The organism is Streptomyces sp. NPDC001415, assembly GCF_053597395.1.
Genome location: NZ_JBSFIE010000005.1, coordinates 183,736 through 201,780 on the forward strand (window position 1 = coordinate 183,736; position 18,045 = coordinate 201,780).

The 18,045-nt window shown below is 72.1% G+C and carries 15 protein-coding genes; 9 read left to right on the forward strand and 6 right to left on the reverse strand.

The annotated features are described in order from the left end of the window. Nucleotides 1-20 precede the first annotated feature (20 nt). The 4 genes from ACWC2B_RS08725 to ACWC2B_RS08740 all read right to left on the reverse strand — a co-directional run bounded on the left by ACWC2B_RS08725 (nt 21) and on the right by ACWC2B_RS08740 (nt 5,071). Complete coding sequence (locus ACWC2B_RS08725) at nt 21-1,616, reverse strand: ABC transporter substrate-binding protein (RefSeq protein ID WP_450715741.1); 1,596 nt, start codon at nt 1,614-1,616, stop codon at nt 21-23. 193 nt (nt 1,617-1,809) lie between these two features. After that, complete coding sequence (locus ACWC2B_RS08730) at nt 1,810-2,928, reverse strand: acyl-CoA dehydrogenase family protein (RefSeq protein ID WP_450715742.1); 1,119 nt, start codon at nt 2,926-2,928, stop codon at nt 1,810-1,812. Continuing rightward, nucleotides 2,925-4,106, reverse strand: coding sequence for an acyl-CoA dehydrogenase family protein (locus ACWC2B_RS08735; RefSeq protein WP_450715743.1), 1,182 nt, complete (start codon nt 4,104-4,106; stop codon nt 2,925-2,927). Before ACWC2B_RS08735 ends, ACWC2B_RS08730 begins: the two co-directional genes overlap by 4 nt. After that, complete coding sequence (locus ACWC2B_RS08740) at nt 4,103-5,071, reverse strand: NADPH:quinone oxidoreductase family protein (protein ID WP_450715744.1); 969 nt, start codon at nt 5,069-5,071, stop codon at nt 4,103-4,105. The genes ACWC2B_RS08735 and ACWC2B_RS08740 overlap by 4 nt, the downstream gene beginning before the upstream one ends. Before the next feature lie 408 nt (nt 5,072-5,479). On the opposite strand from ACWC2B_RS08740, the gene ACWC2B_RS08745 reads away from it, so the two are divergent. Next, the gene (locus tag ACWC2B_RS08745) at nt 5,480-7,150 is read left to right on the forward strand and encodes an eCIS core domain-containing protein (RefSeq protein ID WP_450715891.1); all 1,671 of its coding nucleotides are present in this window, start codon (nt 5,480-5,482) and stop codon (nt 7,148-7,150) included. 114 nt (nt 7,151-7,264) lie between these two features. Then, complete coding sequence (locus ACWC2B_RS08750) at nt 7,265-8,182, forward strand: SDR family oxidoreductase (protein ID WP_450715745.1); 918 nt, start codon at nt 7,265-7,267, stop codon at nt 8,180-8,182. A 23-nt stretch (nt 8,183-8,205) separates the two neighbouring features. Here ACWC2B_RS08750 and ACWC2B_RS08755 read toward each other — a convergent pair whose 3' ends face one another. Beyond that, entirely contained in the window at nt 8,206-9,042 is an 837-nt protein-coding gene (locus tag ACWC2B_RS08755) for an enoyl-CoA hydratase/isomerase family protein (protein ID WP_450715746.1), read from the reverse strand. Nucleotides 9,043-9,295: 253 nt separating this feature from the next. Here ACWC2B_RS08755 and ACWC2B_RS08760 point away from each other — a divergent pair, with 253 nt between their 5' ends. Further along, a complete protein-coding gene (locus ACWC2B_RS08760) occupies nt 9,296-10,723 on the forward strand; it encodes an alkaline phosphatase family protein (protein ID WP_450715747.1) in 1,428 nt (475 codons plus the stop codon). A 69-nt stretch (nt 10,724-10,792) separates the two neighbouring features. On the opposite strand, the gene ACWC2B_RS08765 is transcribed toward ACWC2B_RS08760, so the two are convergent. Continuing rightward, a complete protein-coding gene (locus ACWC2B_RS08765; protein ID WP_450715748.1) occupies nt 10,793-11,386 on the reverse strand; it encodes a hypothetical protein in 594 nt (197 codons plus the stop codon). 279 nt (nt 11,387-11,665) lie between these two features. Here ACWC2B_RS08765 and ACWC2B_RS08770 point away from each other — a divergent pair, with 279 nt between their 5' ends. From ACWC2B_RS08770 to ACWC2B_RS08795, 6 genes are read left to right on the forward strand one after another with little or no spacing between them, the layout of a single operon-like run. Then, nucleotides 11,666-13,033, forward strand: a complete 1,368-nt coding sequence (locus ACWC2B_RS08770; RefSeq protein WP_450715749.1) for an efflux RND transporter periplasmic adaptor subunit — start codon at nt 11,666-11,668, stop codon at nt 13,031-13,033. Continuing rightward, on the forward strand, nt 13,030-13,881 hold the full coding sequence (locus ACWC2B_RS08775) for an ABC transporter ATP-binding protein (RefSeq protein ID WP_450715750.1): 852 nt from the start codon (nt 13,030-13,032) through the stop codon (nt 13,879-13,881). Before ACWC2B_RS08770 ends, ACWC2B_RS08775 begins: the two co-directional genes overlap by 4 nt. Then, a complete protein-coding gene (locus ACWC2B_RS08780) occupies nt 13,878-15,095 on the forward strand; it encodes an ABC transporter permease (protein ID WP_450715751.1) in 1,218 nt (405 codons plus the stop codon). Before ACWC2B_RS08775 ends, ACWC2B_RS08780 begins: the two co-directional genes overlap by 4 nt. A gap of 26 nt (nt 15,096-15,121) precedes the next feature. Continuing rightward, nucleotides 15,122-15,727 (forward strand): DUF5666 domain-containing protein, encoded by a 606-nt coding sequence (locus ACWC2B_RS08785; RefSeq protein ID WP_450715752.1) that lies wholly within the window; start codon nt 15,122-15,124, stop codon nt 15,725-15,727. 34 nt (nt 15,728-15,761) lie between these two features. Beyond that, the gene (locus ACWC2B_RS08790) at nt 15,762-16,490 is read left to right on the forward strand and encodes a response regulator transcription factor (RefSeq protein ID WP_450715753.1); all 729 of its coding nucleotides are present in this window, start codon (nt 15,762-15,764) and stop codon (nt 16,488-16,490) included. A gap of 10 nt (nt 16,491-16,500) precedes the next feature. Next, nucleotides 16,501-17,991 carry a sensor histidine kinase gene (locus tag ACWC2B_RS08795; protein WP_450715754.1) on the forward strand — a complete coding sequence of 497 codons (1,491 nt, stop codon included), beginning with the start codon at nt 16,501-16,503 and terminating at the stop codon, nt 17,989-17,991. The last annotated feature ends 54 nt before the right edge of the window (nt 17,992-18,045 follow it).

An 18,045-nucleotide genomic window follows, 5' to 3' on the forward strand; every position in this document is an offset into this window, starting at 1 on the left:
CCCCCACGGGAGGCGGCGGCTCACTTCTTCGGCGTCCACTTCTCGACGTCCCACCAGGGTCCCGATGCGAGCCCGTGGTCGTGCGGTTCGACCTGGGTGGAGAGACCGTCCCACTTGTCGTTGACGACGTACAGGTGGTCGATGTGGGTGAGGAAGGTGTAGCCCGGGTTCTTCACGAGCTCGCGCTGAATGGTGTCGTACGCGCTCTTGCGGACGGCCTGGTCGCCGCTCTTGCGGGCGTCGTCGAGGGCCTTGTCGACGGTGTCGTTGGCGTACGAGGCCATGTTGTTGAAGCCGTCGCCGGCGAGCGAGGACTTGAGCAGGTTGTACTGGTCGAAGTCGGGGTCGCCGGGCGAGCCGCCGCCGGCGAGGACCGCGTCCTGCTTCATGCGGGGCTCGATCACCTCCCAGGTGCCGGACTGGGTGGTGACGGCGATGCCCGCCTTCTTGGCGTCGGAGGCGAACGCGAGGGCGTGATCCTGGCGGAGCTTGTCGCCGGAGAGGTACCAGAGCGGGAAGGCGGCCTTGACGCCGTCCTTCTCGCGGATGCCGTCCGCGCCCGGCTTCCAGCCCGCGTCGTCGAGGATCTTCCGCGCCTTGCCGAGGTCGTGGGCGCGCTCGGTGCCTGCGGCGAACCACGGGCTGCCGGTCGGCACGGGGCCGTAGGCCGGCTTGCCCGCGCCTTCCAGGATGCGGTCGACCATGGCCTTGCGGTCGACGGCGAGGTCGAGGGCCTGGCGCACCGCGGTGTCACCGGCGACCTTGTTGCCGGTGGGCAGGGTGACGTTGCGGTAGTCGTACGTCTTCGCCGCGTACGTCTTCTTGCCCTTGGCGCCCTTGAACGTCTTGGCGAGGTTGGGCGGCAGGATCGCGCCGTCGAGGTCGCCGGCGCGCAGCCGGGTCGCGCGGACGTCGTCGTCCTTGATGATCGCCATCGTGAACTTCTTCACGGCGGGCGCGCCGCCCCAGTAGGAGGGGTTCGCCGAGAAGGTGATCTTCTCGCCCTTCGACCACTTGGTGAGGGTGTACGGGCCGGTGCCGACGGGCGCGCTGGAGAAGGCGCCCGAGTTGACGTCCTGCTGGGCCGCGACGTGTTCGGGGACGACGGGCAGCACGGTCCGCTCGGCGAACGGGGCGTAGGGGTACTTGAGGGTGAAGACCACCGTGTCGTCGCCCTTGGCTTCGACGGACTTCACCGCGTCGAGCTCGCCCTTGGACGGGTTGTTGGTCTTCGGGTCGAGGATCTTCGTATAGGTGAAGACGACGTCCTTGGCCGAGAACGGCTCGCCGTCGCTGAACTTCACGCCCTGGCGCAGCTTGTACGTGTAGGTGAGCCGGTCCGCGCTCACTTCGGGCAGCGCGGTGGCCAGCGCGGGCCGCAGCTTCATGTCCGCGTCGAAGGTGAGGAGCCCGTCGAAGAGCTTGGAGTTGCCATCCTTGCCGTAGCCGAGGAGCGGGCTGAGGGTCTCGGGCTCGTAGGCGATGCCGACGACCGCGGAGTCCTTCTTGCCGCTCCCGGCCGCCCCACCGCCCGGGTTGGAGCAGGCGGCCGTACCGACGGCGAGCGCCCCGGCCAGTACGGCGGTAGCCGTGGCACGTATGGAACGGGCGGTCATGCGGCCCACACCCCTTGCTGAAGATCAACTGCTATTGCTAACAAATCGCAATTAAACCCTCCAGTAAAGGGGCGGTCAAAAGCGGGACGGCCCCGGTCGGCGCGGGTGGCGCGGATCGGGGCCGGGGGAGGCGAAGGCGAGGGGGCCGGGTGTTGCCCGTCAGCAGGGTGGGCGGGCAACACCCGGCCTGCCGTCAGGGTGCCTGCAGATCGACCAGTTCGGCGATGGCCGCCCGGTGTTCTCCGGCCGAACCCAGCGCGATCTGGGCCGACTTGGCGCGCTTCAGGTACAAGTGCGCCGGGTGCTCCCACGTCATGCCGATGCCGCCGTGCAACTGCACGCACTCCTCGGCGGCGTGCACGGCGACCCGGGCGCAGTACGCCTGGGCGACCGCCACCGCGAGCGGCGCCTCGGGGCTGCCGGTCGCGAGCGCGTCGGCGGCGTTGCGGGCGGCGGCCCGCGCGGAGACGACCTCCAGCCACAGCTGCGCCATCCGGTGCTTGAGCGCCTGGAAGGAGCCGACCGGGCGGTTGAACTGCTTGCGCTCGCGGGTGTACGTGACCGTCTCGGTCAGGCACCACTCGGCGACCCCCAACTGCTCGGAGGCGAGCAGCCCGGCCCCGGCCAGCAGGCCCCGGCGTACGGCGGCGAGCGCCGTGGCCGCATCGGCCAGCAGTGTGCCGCCGGCGCCGTCGAGGGCGACGGCGGCCAGCGGGCGGGTCAGGTCGAGCGGGGTGAGCGGGGTGACCGTGACATCGGAGGCGTCGACCGCGTACAGACCCTCCCCGGTCGGCACGAGGAGCACATCGGCGGTGGCCGCGTCCGCGACCGCGGAGACGGTACCGGCGAGCGCCCCGGGGAGCCGCACCGACTGCGGGCCCGCCGAGAACGGCACGACGAGGGCCGCGGTCCGGTGCCCGGACGCCAACTCCCTGAGCAGGGAGGCGACTTCGTCCACTTCGGGGTCCAGCGCCAGGAGCACCTCGGTGGCAACGACGGCACTGGTGAGGTACGGGACCGGAGCCACCGCGCGGCCGATCTCCTCCAGGACGACCGCGGCTTCGCGGTGCGAGGCGCCCTGCCCGCCGAGCTTCTCGGGGACGAGCAGCCCCGCGAGCTCCATCCCGGCGCCGAGCGAGCGCCACAGCTCCGGATCGTACGGCGTGTCCGATTCGGCGCGGGCGAGCGCGGAGGGGGTGTCGGTGCGGTCGGCGAGCAGGGAGCGCACGGCGGCCCTGAGGTCGTCCTCGGCTTCCGAGTACAGCAGGTCGGGGGTGGCTTCCGCGTCGGGCTGTGCTGTCTGCGCTTTCATCGGGTCAGGTCCTTCCAGGCGACGTCCTTGTCGTTGCGCGGCTCGGCGGGCAGGCCGAGGACACGTTCGGCGACGATGTTCAGGAGTACTTCGCTCGTGCCGCCCTCGATGGAGTTGCCCTTCGAGCGCAGGTAGCGGTATCCGGCGTCGCGGCCGGTGAAGTCGACGAGTTCGGGCCGGCGCATGGTCCAGTCCGAGTACAACAGGCCGTCCTGGCCGAGGAGTTCGACCTCCAGGCCGCTGATCTCCTGGTTGAGCCGGGCGAAGGCGAGCTTCATGCCGGAGCCCTCGGGTCCGGGCTGGCCCGCGACGAGCTGCTGGCGCAGGCGCTCCCCGGTGAGCCGGGCGACCTCGGCCTCCACCCACAGGGTGAGCAGGCGCTGGTGCAGGTCGGGGGTGCGCAGTTCGGGCCGTTCGCGCCAGGTGCGGGCGACCGGGCCGATCATGCCGCCCTCGCGGGGGGTGCGCATGCCGCCGATGGAGACCCGCTCGTTCATGAGGGTGGTCTGGGCGACCTTCCAGCCCTCGCCGACCTCGCCGAGCCGGTGCGCGTCGGGGATGCGCACGCCGGTGAGGAACACCTCGTTGAACTCGGCCTCGCCGGTGATCTGGCGCAGCGGCCGCACCTCGACACCGGGGTCGGTCATGTCGCAGATGAAGTAGCTGATGCCCTGGTGCTTGGGCAGGCCGGGGTCGGTGCGGGCGATGAGGATGGCCCACCGCGCGAGGTGGGCGCTGGACGTCCACACCTTCTGCCCGTCGACCACCCAGGTGTCGCCGTCGCGTACGGCACGGGTGCCGAGCGCCGCGAGGTCGGAGCCCGCGCCGGGCTCGCTGAACAGCTGGCACCAGACCTCCTCGCCTACCCACAGCGGGCGCAGGAAGCGCCGCTTCTGCTCCTCGGTGCCGTACTTGAGGACGGTCGGCGCGGCCATACCGAGGCCGATGCCGATCCGGCGGGGGTCGTTGTCGGGCGCTCCGGCGGCGGCGAGCTCGGCGTCGACGACGGCTTGCAGGGAGCGCGGCACGTCGAGCCCGCCGAGACCGACCGGGTAGTGCACCCAGGCGAGCCCGGCGTCGAAGCGGGCCCTGAGGAAGTCGAGCGGTTCGGTGGTCGCGGGCGGGTGCGCGGCGAGCAACTCCCGCGTAAGGGTGCGGAGTTCGGCAGCATCGGTCATCGGGCGGCTCCGTCCGGGAGGACGACCACGCGGCCGGTGGTCGTGCCGTCGGCGACGCGCTGCACGGCGGCCGCGGCGTCCTTCAGCGGGACCCGCTCGCTGATGAGCGGCTTGATCGCGCCGTCGGCGGCGAGCTTGGTCAGCTGCTCGTGGCAGCGCGCGATCGAGGCCGGGTCCTTCTGCGCGTACAGGCCCCAGTGCAGCCCGACGATCGAGTAGTTCTTCACCAGCGCGTGGTTGAGCGCGGGCGCGGGAACGGATCCGCTCGCGAAGCCGACGATCACGATCCGGCCCTCGAAGGCGACGCACTTGGCGGACTTGGCGTACGCGTCACCGCCGACCGGGTCGAAGATGACGTCGGCGCCGCGACCGCCGGTGGCCTCCTTGACGGCGGCCACGATGTCGTCGGTGCGCCGGTCGATGACCAGATCACACCCCAACTCCCGTGCCACGGCCGCCTTTTCGGGCCCACCGACGACTCCGATGACACGCGCCCCGGCGGCCTTGCCGAGCTGCACGGCCGCACTGCCCACTCCCCCGGCGGCGGCGTGCACGAGCAGCGTCTCGCCCTCCTGGAGGTGGGCCCGGCGGTGCAGTCCGAACACGCCGGTCTGATAGCCGATGTGCAGAGCCGCGGCCTCGGCGTCGTCCAGGGCCTCGGGCGCGGGCAGCAGGGCCGCCTCGTCGGCGACGACGTATTCGGCGAGGCCGCCGTACGGCAGGGCGGGGTTGGCGATCACCCTGCGGCCGTCCTCGGTCTCGCCGCAGATCTCCACGCCCGGCGTGAACGGCAGCGGTGGGCGGATCTGGTACTGGCCGCGGCAGAGCAGCGCGTCGGGGAAGTTGATGTTCGCGGCGCGCACCCTCAGCAGCACCTGACCCGGGCCCGGCACGGGCCGGTCCACCTCTTCGAGCCGCATCACCTCGCCCGGCTCGCCGTTCTCGTGCACTCGCCATGCCTGCATTCGGGGCCTCCACACGCTGGGCGCGATACGGCTGCGTACCGCTGAGTACGTTCCACTGCTCGCGGGCATACTAAGCGGTCGCTTGCCCGAATGGAAACAGCCCGATGGAAGCGGCCCGGCGGATCGGGCCCGCTCCTGTGCGGACCGCGCCCCTGTCACCGACCCTGCCCGTTCGGCCTCACCTTTTCTGCCCTCGGGTCCCTGGCCGCCGCCACTCCTCACCGGGTAAGCAGGAAGTGATCGCATTCCGCATGGGAAGAGGCTCTCTTGCACGACCACGACCACGTCAGGACGACCGGCACCGAAGTCGGCCGCCCTTCCGCCCGCAGGACCTCGGCGGAAAGTGGCACACCGCTCCAGAACCTGCTCGCCCTCCAGAGCGGAGTCGGCAACGAGGCTGTCGTGCAGATGCTCCGCGCGGCCGGGCACCCCGGTGCACAAGAACGGCATCAGCACGGTGCGGGCTGCGGGCATCAGCAGGCCGAGGAGCCGCAGGTGCAGCGGTCCGCCGTGCATGACGTGCTGCGGTCCGGCGGCCGCCCGCTCGACAGCGCGACCCGTACGGACATGGAGTCCCGGCTCGGCGCGGACTTCTCGGACGTACGCATCCACAACGACAGCGCCGCCAAGGCCTCGGCGGCGGAGGTGGGCGCCCGCGCGTACACCTCGGGCAGCCACGTCGTCATCGGCGACGGCGGCGCCGACAAGCACACCCTGGCCCACGAGTTGACCCACGTCATCCAGCAGCGCCAGGGCCCGGTCGCCGGCACCGACAACGGCTCGGGACTCAAAGTCTCCGACCCGTCCGACCGCTTCGAGAAGGAAGCGGAAGCCAACGCGACCCGGGTGATGTCCAGCGCGCCGGTGCAGCGGACCGAACAGCGCCGGACGCAGGACGGCACTGGCGCGGGATCGGACGCACCGGCCCGAACCCCGCAGACGGCGGCGGTGCAACGGACCATCCGGATTACCCCCGGGATGTACGAGCGGGGGCTCGGCGGCGACGCCCTGACGCTGCCGCAGCTCAAGGAGTACTTCTTCTTCGCGGTCCGGGACGACGCCATGCGCGCCGCGAAGGTCCAGGGCAAGGGCAGCCCGATCGCGAAGGATCTGAAGTCCCTGGTGGCCAACCTGAAGAGCGACGCCGCCGATCCCGCGGCGATCCGCACGGAGATGGACGCCCTGGTGACCGCCGTGAACGGCGTCCTGGAGCAGGAGCAGGCCTACCTCCCCGACTACACCTCCACCGTCGAGGGAACGCGTCACGTCCCCGGCCCCGGTGTGGGTACGGTGCCGAACTCGATGACCCGGTACAGCCAGGAAGGCGACAAGAGCCACCAGTACGCGCATTCGCGGAAGACCGCGGACCAGCTGGAGGAACCGCGCTGGCCCGATGAGGAGACCATGCACCGTCAGGTCGCCGCGGAGCTCGGACCCCACGCGGCCCCGGTCGCCGATGATCCGCGCCCGCGGACCCACGGCGAGCGGGCGCTCAAGCGGCTCGACTGGCAGCAGGCCCAGAACCTGCTGCCCCGCCCGCTGCTGAACCTGATCTTCGATGTGCGCTACCAGCTGGAGGCGGACCCCGGCTCGCAGGTCGTCGTCGACGAACGCACCCCCGAGCAGCAGCGGCGCAAGGACAAGAGCCCCTCCGCCCCGGGCACGCTGCGCAGCTGGCACCAGGACGACAGCGGCAAGCTCCCGGCCAACGGCTTCGACGCCGACGAGATTCCGGCCCATGCCACGGCGCTGCACAACCACTACGCCACGGCCTCGCAGTCGGGCGCCGGCTCATCGGTCCAGAACGCCGCCACCGCTCCTCGCGGCTTCGCCGAGTACACCGGTGCGGGAAGCCGCGGCGTGCACGACGTGAAGGTGGTCCTGGACTACATCCAGAAGCGGGTCTACCTCACGCTGACGCACTATCAGTACTGGGCGCTGATCCCGCAGGAGGGCGGCTACACGTTCTGGCCGTCCGGCACCCAGGACCAGGAGCAGGCGCTGGGCAATCTCCAGAACCAGCCGAACGGCGCCCAGGGCGTCCTGATGAGCCCCTGGCTGGAGGTTCTCGTCTCCTGAGGGCCTGAGAGCCTGTGTCTAAACCCCGCCCGGGCCCGTGGCGCCGTTTAGTCACAGGCTCTGAATCTCCGCACGGCCATGGCGGTTTGGCGCTGCAGCCGGTAGGGATGCGCCATGACGGACGACGCCGCACGGCTCCCGCGTCCCGCACACCCCGGGCTGCCCGCGCCACCCCCGCTCGGTGCGTGCGCGCTGCCGCCCGGGACGTACGAGGGCAGTGTGGTCCTGGTGACCGGGGGCGGGTCGGGGCTCGGCAAGGCGATGGCCGCCGAGTTCGCGCGGCTCGGCGCCGATCTCCTGATCGTGGGCCGCTCGGCGGAGCGGCTGAAGGCCGCTGAGGAGGAACTGGCCGGTATCGGCGGGCGGGTGGCGGCCGCGGTGTGCGACATCAGGGAACCGGAGCGGATCGCCGAGGTCTTCGACGCGGCCGAGGCGATGCTCGACCTGCCCACCGTCCTGGTGAACAACGCGGCCGCCAACTTCCCTTCTCCGGCCGAGGACTTGTCGCCGAACGCCTGGCGGGCGGTCCTGGACATCACCCTGACCGGAACGTGGTTCATGACCCGCGAGTTCGCCCGCCGCCACCTCGCGGCCGGCACCCCGGGTTCGGTGATCAGCATCGGCGCCTCGTACGCCTGGACGGGCGGTCCGGGGCACGCGCACTCGGCGGCGGCGAAGGCGGGCGTGCGCAATCTCGTCGAGACGCTGGCCGTGGAGTGGGGCCCGTACGGGATCCAGGTCAACGGCCTGGTGCCCGGCCTGATGCCGCACCCCGATCTGCCGGAAGCGATCCGCGCCGGTCTCGACCGAGCCGACGAGAGTGGCGAACTTGCCCTGCGGCAGCCCGCGTTGAGGGTCGGGCTGCCGCGCGAGCTCGGTTGGGCGGCCACCTTCCTCGCCTCCCCGTACGCCCGGTTCATCAGCGGTCACACCCTGGTGGTGGACGGGGCGAACTGGCAGCGGCGCGCGTTGGTGACGCCTCCGGTGAGCAGCGTGCGGGAACAGCTGGGCCGCGGGCCGTTCGGGGAGTAGCCACCCGGTTCAGACCCAGGCTCTCACTTCCCGCCGAAGGCCGGCGGGCGCCGGTCCGCCTTGGCGGCGTAGCCCTCGCGGGCGTCCTCGGAGGTGAGGGTGAGGGCCGCGGCCAGGGCCGTACGGTCGAGGGCCGCGGCGAGCCCCGCGTCGGCGAAGGCGTCGATGTTCCGCTTGACGGACCGTACGGCCAGGGGTGCGTTGGCCGCGATCCCGGCGGTGAGATCCATGGCGGTGCTGTCCAACTCCGCCTTGTCTACGACCTGTTGAACGACTCCGATGCGTTCGGCGGTGGGTGCGTCGATGCGGCGGCCGGTGAGCGCGAGCAGTTTGGCCCAGCCGGCGCCCGCGTCGCGCGCGATCCGCAGATCGCCTCCGGCGTCGACGGCCACGCCGATGCCGGTCTCCGGCAGCGCGAAGACCGCGTCGGCGGCGGCGATCCTGATGTCGGCCATCAGGGCCAGCTCGAAGCCGAAGCCGAGGCAGTAGCCCTGGACGGCGGCGATCACGGGCTGCGGCAGCCCGGCGAAGTCGGCGAAGCGCTCGTGGGCCCAGCGGATGCCTTCGTAGTAGTGGTGGGTGCGTTCGGCCGGGGAGCGCCCGGTGATGGCGCCGCCGGGAGCGGTGACGTCGATCCCGGCGCAGAAGGCGCGGCCATCGGCCCGGAGCAGCACGACCCTGACCGATTCGTCGAAGCGGATGCGGTCGGCGAGCAGGCCCAGTTGGCGGCTGGACTCCCAGCTCCAGCCGTTGAGCTTGTCCGGTCGGCACAGGGTGAGGACGCCGATGCCGGAGTCGGTGACGTCGAGCCGGATCCGTTCCTCGCCCTCTGCGACCCGCCGGTCCAGGGTGTCGATCATCACCTCTCCCCTTCCTTATGCTGACTATCCGTCAGGTCCGTTGAGACTAAGGGACTTCCGTGCATGGCGCACCCCCTGCGGGACGAGCCGCCGCCCCGGTCCGGGTGAGGCTCCGGCCCGGGCTTCGGCAAGGACTTGCCCTTCGTTGGGCGCGTGTTCATCGGTTCTCCCCACCGCCCCTCACCCAACAGCGCGAGACTGACTGGCAGGTCCACGTCACTGGTCTCAACCGACAGCTCTGGAAGGGGCGTTCATGGCCGAGTTGACACGACGCAGACTGCTGGGATCGGCGGCCGGAGCGATCGGCGGCGCGGCGGCGCTGACCCTCCTGCCGCCCAGCGTGCAAAAGGCCGTCGCCGCCGGGCCGGCGCCGGGCGGTTCGCTGCGCGACGTGAAGCACGTCGTCATGCTGATGCAGGAGAACCGGTCGTTCGACCACTACTTCGGCACCCTCTCGGGTGTGCGCGGGTTCAGCGACCCCGGCGCCCTGAAGCTGCCGGGCGGGCGCTCGGTGTTCTACCAGCCCGACGCGGTGAACCCGAGGGGCTACCTGCTGCCGTTCCACCTGGACACCCACAGCACCAGCGCGCAGGCCATCCCGTCCACGAACCACGCCTGGACCGTGCAGCACCAGGCGTGGAACGGCGGCAGGATGGATCGGTGGCTGCCCGCGCACCGCAAGGCGGACGGCGTCAACGGGCCCTACGTAATGGGCTATTACACGCGCCGGGACATCCCGTTCCAGTTCGCGCTCGCGGAGACCTTCACCATCTGCGACAACTACTTCTGCTCCGTCTTCGGCCCGACCTGGCCGAACCGGCTGTACTGGATGACGGGCAGCATCGACCCGGGCGGCACCAAGGGCGGCCCGGTGATCAGCAACTCCGCGCCCACCCCGTACCGCTGGACCACGTACGCCGAGCGGCTCCAGGCGGCCGGGGTCAGCTGGAAGGTCTACCAGCAGGACGACGACTACGGCTGCAACCTGCTGGAGCAGTTCCAGGCCTTCCGCGACGCCAAGCCGGGCTCGCCGCTGTACGAGCGCGGGGTGCGCCCGCAGCCCGAGGGAACCTTCGAGGACGACGCCCGTAACGACCGGCTGCCGGCGGTCTCCTGGATCATTCCGACCGGCTACCAGTCCGAGCACCCCGACTATCTGCCGGCCGCCGGTGCGGACTTCGTGGCGCAGAAGATCGAGGCCATCGCGTCCAACCCGAAGGTGTGGGCGAAGACCGCGTTCATCCTCAACTACGACGAGAACGACGGCCTGTTCGACCACGTGCCGCCGCCGACCCCGAAGGCGGGCACCGCGGACGAGTACGTGGGCGGGCTGCCCATCGGCGGCGGCTTCCGGGTGCCCGCCGTCATCATCTCGCCCTGGACCGTGGGTGGTTGGGTGGCGAGCGAGGCCTTCGACCACACCTCGGCGCTGCGCTTCCTGGAGCAGTTCACGGGGGTCAAGGAGCCGAACATCAGCCAGTGGCGCCGCCGCACCTTCGGCGACCTGACCTCGGCGTTCCGGTTCCGCAGCGGCTCGCCCCGGCCGCCGCGGCTGCCGGACGACACGGCGGAGCAACTGGAGGAGGCCAAGCGCGAGGTGGCCACGCTGCCGAAGCCGACCCTGCCCGGCGCGACCCAGCACTTCCCCAAGCAGGAGCCGGGGCACCGGCCGCACGTGTAGGTCCGGCCGCCCACGAGGCGCCTCCTTCGTCCGGGCCGCTCCCAGCCGGACGGAGGAGGCTCGCCCGGGTCAGGAGATCGGGCTCGCGGACGGGGTCGGGGCGCCCGAGTGGCGCTGCGGGAGCAGCGCCTTGCATACCGCGAAGGCCTGCGCGGACTTGGGGTCCGAGGTGTTGAGGCCGCGCATGCCGCCCCCGGCGCCCGGCGACGCGGAGGGAAGCACGACCCCGTGATCCTTGAGGCAGCCGGTGAATGCCTTCATCGCCGTACTGTCACCGCCACCGCCCCGGCCGTTGAACTGCGGGCGCAGGCTCGCGCAGGCCTGGGCGGCCTGCCGCTGGGCCGGATCCGCGGAGGCTCCGCCTCCGAAACCGCCGAACCCACCGGGGCGGTGAGTGCCGTCGCTCGGCCGGCCCGCACCCTTCGGCCGCCCGCTGCCGCCCGGCCGGGGCGCCATCGTGACCCCGTGCTGCGCCAGGCACTGGCGGTAGGCGTCCATGCCGTTGGCCCCGGCGGAGCTGGAGGCGGCGGGCTTCGCCTGGGCTCCGGGGGCGGCCGAGGACGAGCAGGCCGCGAGCAGCAGGCCGCACGCGGCGACGGCGGATGCGCGGACGGCGGCCCGCACGGCGATCGCGGTGGCGGGCCGGCGCTTGGTCCAGGTCATGTCCGGTGTCTCCTCGGTGCGTTGGGCTGACGACGGCCTCGGCTGGAGTGGTACGCCGTCGGCGACCCACGACTGAACCGCACCCGGTTGGGCACCTCCGGGGGAAGGGCTGGGAGTTCCCTGGACGTCCGGGCCCGTTCGGGGCTCCCGGGGCACGCGCGGCGATCCGGTACGTACCCTCATGCGCGCAATGCGAAGTTCCACCGGCGTCGGCGCTCCCAGGGAACTCCCAGAAAGCTCCCAGGGGTTCCAAAGTGCGGGGGGCCAGGATCCGCCGTCATGAAGGTGCTCCCACGACGGCGCAAAGCCGTCCTGATCAACTCGGTGCTCGGTGTGGCCGTCCTGGCGGGCGCCGGCGGCGCCTACGCGGCGGTGACCGGCCACGACAGCGCTCCCTCGCGGGCCGGTGAGAAGACCGTCGCCGTCACCAAGGGCACGGTCCTCGCCACCGTGTCCGGCTCCGGCGCGCTGGCCTCGCCGAGCGACGCCGGGGTGAACTTCACCACCGGCGGCAAACTCACCGAGGTCGACGTCAAGCCGGGCGACAAGGTGTCCCGGGGCCAGGTCCTCGGCAAGGTGGACGCCACCGTCGCCAAGGAGACCCTCGCCCAGGACGAGGCGTCTCTGACGGCGGCCGAGGCCAACCTCACCAAGGTGCGGGAGGGTCAGCCGAGTTCGAGCACGTCCTCCGGTTCGGGCGGCGGTTCCTCGACGCGGGGCTCCGCCAACACCGCGCCCACGCCCGCCGCCTCGCCGACGGTCGATCCCGCGCAGCTCGCGCAGGCCGAGGCGCAGCTCACCCAGGCCCGGAACGCGGTGGACGCGGCGCAGCGCGCGGTGGACGGGACCACGCTCACGGCCCCGGTCGCAGGGACCGTCGCGTCCGTGTCCGCGAAGCCGGGCGACACCGTCACCGGAACCGGCGGCAACGGCACGAGCGGGGGCAGTGGCGGCTCGGGCGGCGGGTCCAACTCCGGTTCCGGCAGCGCGAGTTCGTCCTCCTCCTCGGCCCTGTCCGGCTTCGTCGTCCTCACCAATCCGTCCGGCATGCAGGTGTCCGCCAACTTCTCCGAGGCCGACGCGCTCAAGCTCAAGCCCGGCCAGGCGGCCACGGTCACGCTGAACGCGGAGTCGGGCACGGTCCTCAACGCCAAGGTCCTGTCGGTCAGTTCACTGCCCGTCAGCTCCGGATCCGGATCAGGAGGGGGCGGCGGCAACAGCGGTTCGGGGAGCGCCGTGCAGTACGCGGCCACCCTGACCATCACCAGCCCCACCACCGATCTGCGCACCGGGCTCAGCGCGAGCATCCAGGTCGTCACGGGCGAGGCGTCCGGCGCCCTGTCGGTGCCGACGGCCGCGGTGACCGGCACCGGTGCCAACCGCACGGTGACCGTGGTCAAGGCCGACGGCACCACCGAGCGCACCCCGGTCACGGTGGGCCTGGAGGGCGACAGCTCCGACCAGATCCTCAGCGGTCTGAGCGAGGGCGAGAAGGTGCAGCTGGCCAGCGTGTCCGCGACGGGCAACGGCGGCTTCCCTAGCGGCGCCTTCCCCGGCGGCTTCGGCGGCGGTGCGCGGACCCGTGGGGGCGGCGGCACCGGTGGCGGCGGCTCCCGTGCCGGTGGCGGCGGAGGTGGCCGCGGATGACGCCGCCCCTGTGGCCGCGCAGAACCGCGGCGCTGCCCGAAGCGGCGTCCGGCGACGGACCCTGGGCTCCCGCGCCGGTGATCGAGGTGCGCTCCCTGATCAAGACGTACGGGCACGGCGACGCGGCCGTCCATGCGCTCAGCGGGCCCCTGGACCCGGTGAGCGGACGGGCGCTCGGTGTCGAACTGGTCGTCCAGCAGGGCGACTTCGTGGCCGTGATGGGAAGCTCGGGCTCGGGCAAGTCGACCCTCATGAACATCCTGGGCTGCCTGGACGTGCCGACCTCCGGCCGGTATCTGCTCGACGGCATCCACGTCGGCGGTCTCGACGAGCGCCAGCTGTCGCTGGTGCGCAACCGCAAGATCGGCTTCGTGTTCCAGTCGTTCAACCTGGTGCCGCGCACCCCCGCGCTCGCCCAGGTCGAACTGCCGCTGGCGTACGCGGGTGTGAAGCCCGCCGAGCGGCGCCGACGGGCCGAGGCGGCGCTCACCCTGGTCGGGCTCGCCGACCGGATGGACCACCGTCCCAACGAGCTCTCCGGCGGTCAGCAGCAGCGCGTGGCCGTCGCCCGCGCGCTGGTCACCTCGCCCGCGATGCTGCTCGCCGACGAGCCGACCGGAAACCTCGACAGCCACAGCACCGAGGAGGTGCTCGCTGTCGTCGACCGGCTGAACGCGGCGGGGCGCACCGTCGTGCTGATCACGCACGAGGACGAGGTGGCCCGGCACGCCAAGAGGGTCGTCCGGCTCGTCGACGGAAGGATCGTCGACGACGTGCGGCAGGCTCCCGTCGACGGCCCGCCGCCCGCCCTGCGCGAGGCCAACTCCCTTGTCGGAGGCGGCCGGTGAGCCTGTTCCAGACGCTGCGCTTCGCCTTCGGCGGGCTCGCGGCGAACAAGGTGCGCTCCGCTCTGACCATGCTCGGGGTGCTGATCGGTGTGGCCGCGGTCATCGTGCTGCTCGCGGTCGGCAACGGCTCCTCGCAGGCCGTGAAGGACTCGATCGAGAAGCTCGGCACCAACGCGCTCACGGTGTCCTCGGGCGGCGGCTTCGGCGGTTCGCGCTCATCCGGCGCCACCGTCACCAAGCCGCTGACCGTGGACGACGCCCGGGCGCTCGCCGACCCCGCGTCGGCGCCGGACGTCGAGTCGGTCGCGCCGGAGACCACCACATCCCAGACCGCGCTGTACGAGGGCACCTCGCACTCGGTGAGTCAGGTCGTGGGCACCTACCCGGCGTACTTCAAGGCGTCCAACAGCAAGGTGGCCAAGGGCGACTACTTCAGCGCCGACGACGTGCTCGGCTCGCGCAAGGTGGCCTTGATCGGCTCGACCACGGCGACCGACGTGTTCGGCACGGCCGACCCGGTCGGCAGGAAGATGACGCTCGGCGGCACGCCGTTCACGGTGGTCGGGGTCCTCGCCACCAAGGGCGGCACCGGGTTCCAGGACCCGGACGACGTGGTGATCGCGCCGCTGCCGACCGTGCAGAACGCCTTCACCGGCTTCGGTTCGATCGGCCAGATCCTCGTCGAGGCCAAGTCGGCAGACGCCACCACACAGGCACAGAACGAGATCACGACCGTCCTGATGGGCCGGCACGGCATCAAGGACCCGAACGCGCTCGACTTCCGGGTCAGCAGCCAGGCGTCCCTGCTCACCACGCAGGCCGACACCAACAGGACGTTCACGGTGCTGCTCGGCGCGGTGGCGGCGATCTCGCTGCTCGTCGGCGGGATCGGCATCACCAACATCATGCTGGTGACGGTGACCGAGCGGACCCGTGAGATCGGCATCCGCAAGGCGATCGGAGCGCCGCGCGGCGTCATCCTGGGGCAGTTCCTCGCCGAGTCGACGCTGCTTTCGCTGATCGGTGGCGGGCTGGGCGTCGCGGCGGGCCTGATCGGCTCGCACTTCACGATCGTCGGCATCAAGCCGGTGATCATCCCCGAATCGGTTGTCGGCGCCTTCGCGATCGCCGTGGCCATCGGGCTGTTCTTCGGCGGCTACCCGGCCAACCGGGCCGCGAGCCTGCGGCCCATCGAAGCCCTGCGGCACGAGTGAACCCCATGTACGGACAGGGAGAGGACATGTTCGGCAACGCCGAGATTGTGGAGAGCGCCCGGGCCACGGAGGCCGCAGATCCGGAGGACATCCTCGCCGAACCCCCGGACACCCGGGACATTTCGGCCGAGCTCAGCGCACCGCCGAGGCAGCGGTTGCCGTGGCTGACGCTGCTGCTCTCAGGGGGTCTGGTGGCGGGGCTCGCCTTCGCCGGGGGCGCTCTGGTGGAGAGGAACCAGACGCAGGGCGGCACCCCGTCCGCGGCCACCCGCGGCGGCGCCCCGCAGAGCGGTCAGGCCGGCCGGCGCCAGGGCTTCGGCGCGGGGCAGGGCGACCAGAGCGGCCAGCGGCAGGGCGGCGGCACCGGCCCGGGCGCGGCGGGCGGGCTGACCATCGGTACGGTGAAACTCGTCGACGGCAGCACCATCTACGTCACCGACACCCAGGGCAACGTCGTCAAGGTCACCACGGCCGACAGCACCCAGGTCACCGAGGCCAAGAGCGGCAAGGTGTCCGATCTGCAGCCGGGGCAGACGGTGACGGTGCGCGGCAGTCAGAATGCCTCCGGGGACGTCGCGGCGACCACCGTCACCCAGGGCGGCGCGAGCGGCTTCGGCGGTGGCCGGGGCTGACCGCGCGCCCCCAACGAGGAGGAAACCGATGGCCATGACGGACACAGCCGTGCCCGAGGCGAGCCTGCTGGTCGTCGACGACGAGCCCAACATCAGGGAGCTGCTCTCGGCGTCGCTGCGCTTCGTCGGCTTCAGGGTCGTCTCGGCGGCCACGGGGGCCGACGCGCTGGCGGCCGTCGCCAAGGAGCGCCCGGACCTGGTGGTGCTCGATGTGATGCTGCCCGACATGACGGGTTTCGCCGTCGTGCGCAGGCTCCGCGAGGAGCCCGGCGGCGGCCCGGGGCCGGACCATCTGCCGGTGCTCTTCCTCACCGCCAAGGACGGCGTGGACGACAAGATCAGCGGTCTGACGGCGGGCGGCGACGACTACGTCACCAAGCCGTTCAGCCTGGAGGAGCTGATCGCCCGGATCCGCGCGATCCTGCGCCGCACCGGCGGCCCGAGCGGCGAGGGCCGCCTGGTGGCGGGCGATCTCGAACTCGACCCGGTGGGCCACCAGGTCCTGCGGGCGGGGCGACCGGTCTCCCTCTCCCCGACCGAGTTCAAACTGCTCGCCTACCTGATGACCAACGCCGACCGCGTCGTGTCCAAGCCGCAGATCCTCGACCATGTGTGGGCGTACGACTTCGGCGGCGACCTCAGCATCGTCGAGTCGTACATCTCGTACGTGCGCCGCAAGGTGGACTCCGGGGCCGACGGCGCGCCCAAGCTCATCCACACCGTGCGCGGCATCGGCTATGTGCTGCGCCGCCCGCAGCCCTGAGGCGCGCCCGATGCTGAGACACCTCCGGGCGCGGCTCGGCCGGCTGCCGCGCCGCTTCGCCGCCCTTTCGCTGCGCGCGCGGCTCGTGCTGCTCGCCATGGCGCTGGTCGCGCTCGGTCTCACGGTGAGCGACACCGTCGTGCTGAGCTCGGTACGCGGCCAGTTGGTGCAGCGGGTGGACCAGCAGCTGAACCGGTTCGGGGACTCGGTGGCACACCGGGTCGGCGTCGAGGGCACCCCGGCGCCGCGCGCCGGTCGGTCCGGCCGGGCCTGGCTGCCCAGCCAGTACGTGATCGCCTTCGCGGCCACCGACGGCAAGGTCACCGACCAGTTCCGCCAGCCCGTCGCGGCGGGCGACCCCCGGCCGCTGTGGCCGGTGATGGACGCGAAGGCACTGCGGGCCCACCTGGGCAAGCCCTTCGAGGTGCCCAGCGATCACGGCGGTGGCAGCTGGCGGATGCTGATCGTGCCGGTCGGCAGCGGCGACCCGGCGCTCCCTGCCGGAGTCATTGTGGCCGCGCCCCTCGAAGAGGTCTCCTCCACGGTCGACCACCTCGCCACGGCCTTCCAGCTGATCGGCGTCGTCGTGGCACTGCTGCTCGGGGTGGCGGGCTGGTTCGCGGTACGGGCGGGGCTTCGTCCGCTGCGTCGTATCGAGGCCACGGCGGCGGAGATCGCGGCAGGACGCCCGCTCTCGCACCGTATGCCGGACGCCTCGCCGCGTACGGAGGCCGGCCGGCTGACCAGCGCGCTCAACGGGATGCTGGCCCAGTTGGAATCGGCGTTCGCGGCGCGCGCCGAGTCGGAGGAGCAGATGCGGCGCTTCGTCGCGGACGCCTCCCATGAACTGCGCACACCGCTGGCCGGCATCCGGGGCTTCGCCGAGCTGTACCGGATGGGGGCGCTCCCCGACGAGGCCGATGTGAAGCGCACGATGGCCCGCATCGAGAGCGAGGCGGTGCGGCTCGGCGGCCTGGTGGAGGACCTCCTCACCCTGGTCCGCATGGACGAGCAGCGCCCGCTCCAGCTCGCCCCGATGGATCTGCGCACCCTGGCGGTGGACGCCCTGCACGACACGAGGGCCCTGGATCCGACCCGCGAGGTGACCCTGAGCGGGCCGGGCGGCGGGGGTGTGCCCGGGCCGGCCCCGGTGCTCGGCGACGAGGCACGGCTGCGCCAGGTGGTCGCGAACCTCGTCGGCAACGCCGTGGCGCACACGCCCTCGGGCTCTCCGGTTCGGATCGGGGTGGGCGCCGTAGACGGCCACGGCATCATCGAGGTGGCCGACGCGGGCCCGGGTCTCGCTCCCGAACAGGCGGCCCGGGTCTTCGAGCGCTTCTACCGCGTGGACGCCTCGCGCAGCCGGCAGACCGGGGGCGGTGCGGGTCTTGGCCTGGCCATCGCCTCGGCGCTTGTCCAGGCCCACCAGGGGCAGGTCGAGCTGGAGACCGCTCCGGGCGAGGGCGCGGTCTTCCGGGTGCTGCTGCCCGCGGCGCCCTGATCGGCGCCCACTCCCCCGGACCGGCCCGAGTGCGGGCGGGGCCGAGGGCTCCTA

Excerpts from the sequence above, each read along its gene's own strand:
- ACWC2B_RS08730 (WP_450715742.1), bottom strand. The coding sequence starts at position 2,928 with ATGAAAGCGCAGACAGCACAGCCCGACGCGGAAGCCACCCCCGACCTG.
- ACWC2B_RS08770 (WP_450715749.1), top strand. The coding sequence starts at position 11,666 with ATGAAGGTGCTCCCACGACGGCGCAAAGCCGTCCTGATCAACTCGGTG.
- ACWC2B_RS08765 (WP_450715748.1), bottom strand. The coding sequence starts at position 11,386 with ATGACCTGGACCAAGCGCCGGCCCGCCACCGCGATCGCCGTGCGGGCC.
- ACWC2B_RS08750 (WP_450715745.1), top strand. The coding sequence starts at position 7,265 with ATGACGGACGACGCCGCACGGCTCCCGCGTCCCGCACACCCCGGGCTG.
- ACWC2B_RS08795 (WP_450715754.1), top strand. The coding sequence starts at position 16,501 with ATGCTGAGACACCTCCGGGCGCGGCTCGGCCGGCTGCCGCGCCGCTTC.
- ACWC2B_RS08725 (WP_450715741.1), bottom strand. The coding sequence starts at position 1,616 with ATGACCGCCCGTTCCATACGTGCCACGGCTACCGCCGTACTGGCCGGG.
- ACWC2B_RS08775 (WP_450715750.1), top strand. The coding sequence starts at position 13,030 with ATGACGCCGCCCCTGTGGCCGCGCAGAACCGCGGCGCTGCCCGAAGCG.
- ACWC2B_RS08755 (WP_450715746.1), bottom strand. The coding sequence starts at position 9,042 with ATGATCGACACCCTGGACCGGCGGGTCGCAGAGGGCGAGGAACGGATC.
- ACWC2B_RS08785 (WP_450715752.1), top strand. The coding sequence starts at position 15,122 with ATGTTCGGCAACGCCGAGATTGTGGAGAGCGCCCGGGCCACGGAGGCC.
- ACWC2B_RS08790 (WP_450715753.1), top strand. The coding sequence starts at position 15,762 with ATGACGGACACAGCCGTGCCCGAGGCGAGCCTGCTGGTCGTCGACGAC.
- ACWC2B_RS08740 (WP_450715744.1), bottom strand. The coding sequence starts at position 5,071 with ATGCAGGCATGGCGAGTGCACGAGAACGGCGAGCCGGGCGAGGTGATG.
- ACWC2B_RS08745 (WP_450715891.1), top strand. The coding sequence starts at position 5,480 with ATGCTCCGCGCGGCCGGGCACCCCGGTGCACAAGAACGGCATCAGCAC.
- ACWC2B_RS08760 (WP_450715747.1), top strand. The coding sequence starts at position 9,296 with ATGGCCGAGTTGACACGACGCAGACTGCTGGGATCGGCGGCCGGAGCG.
- ACWC2B_RS08735 (WP_450715743.1), bottom strand. The coding sequence starts at position 4,106 with ATGACCGATGCTGCCGAACTCCGCACCCTTACGCGGGAGTTGCTCGCC.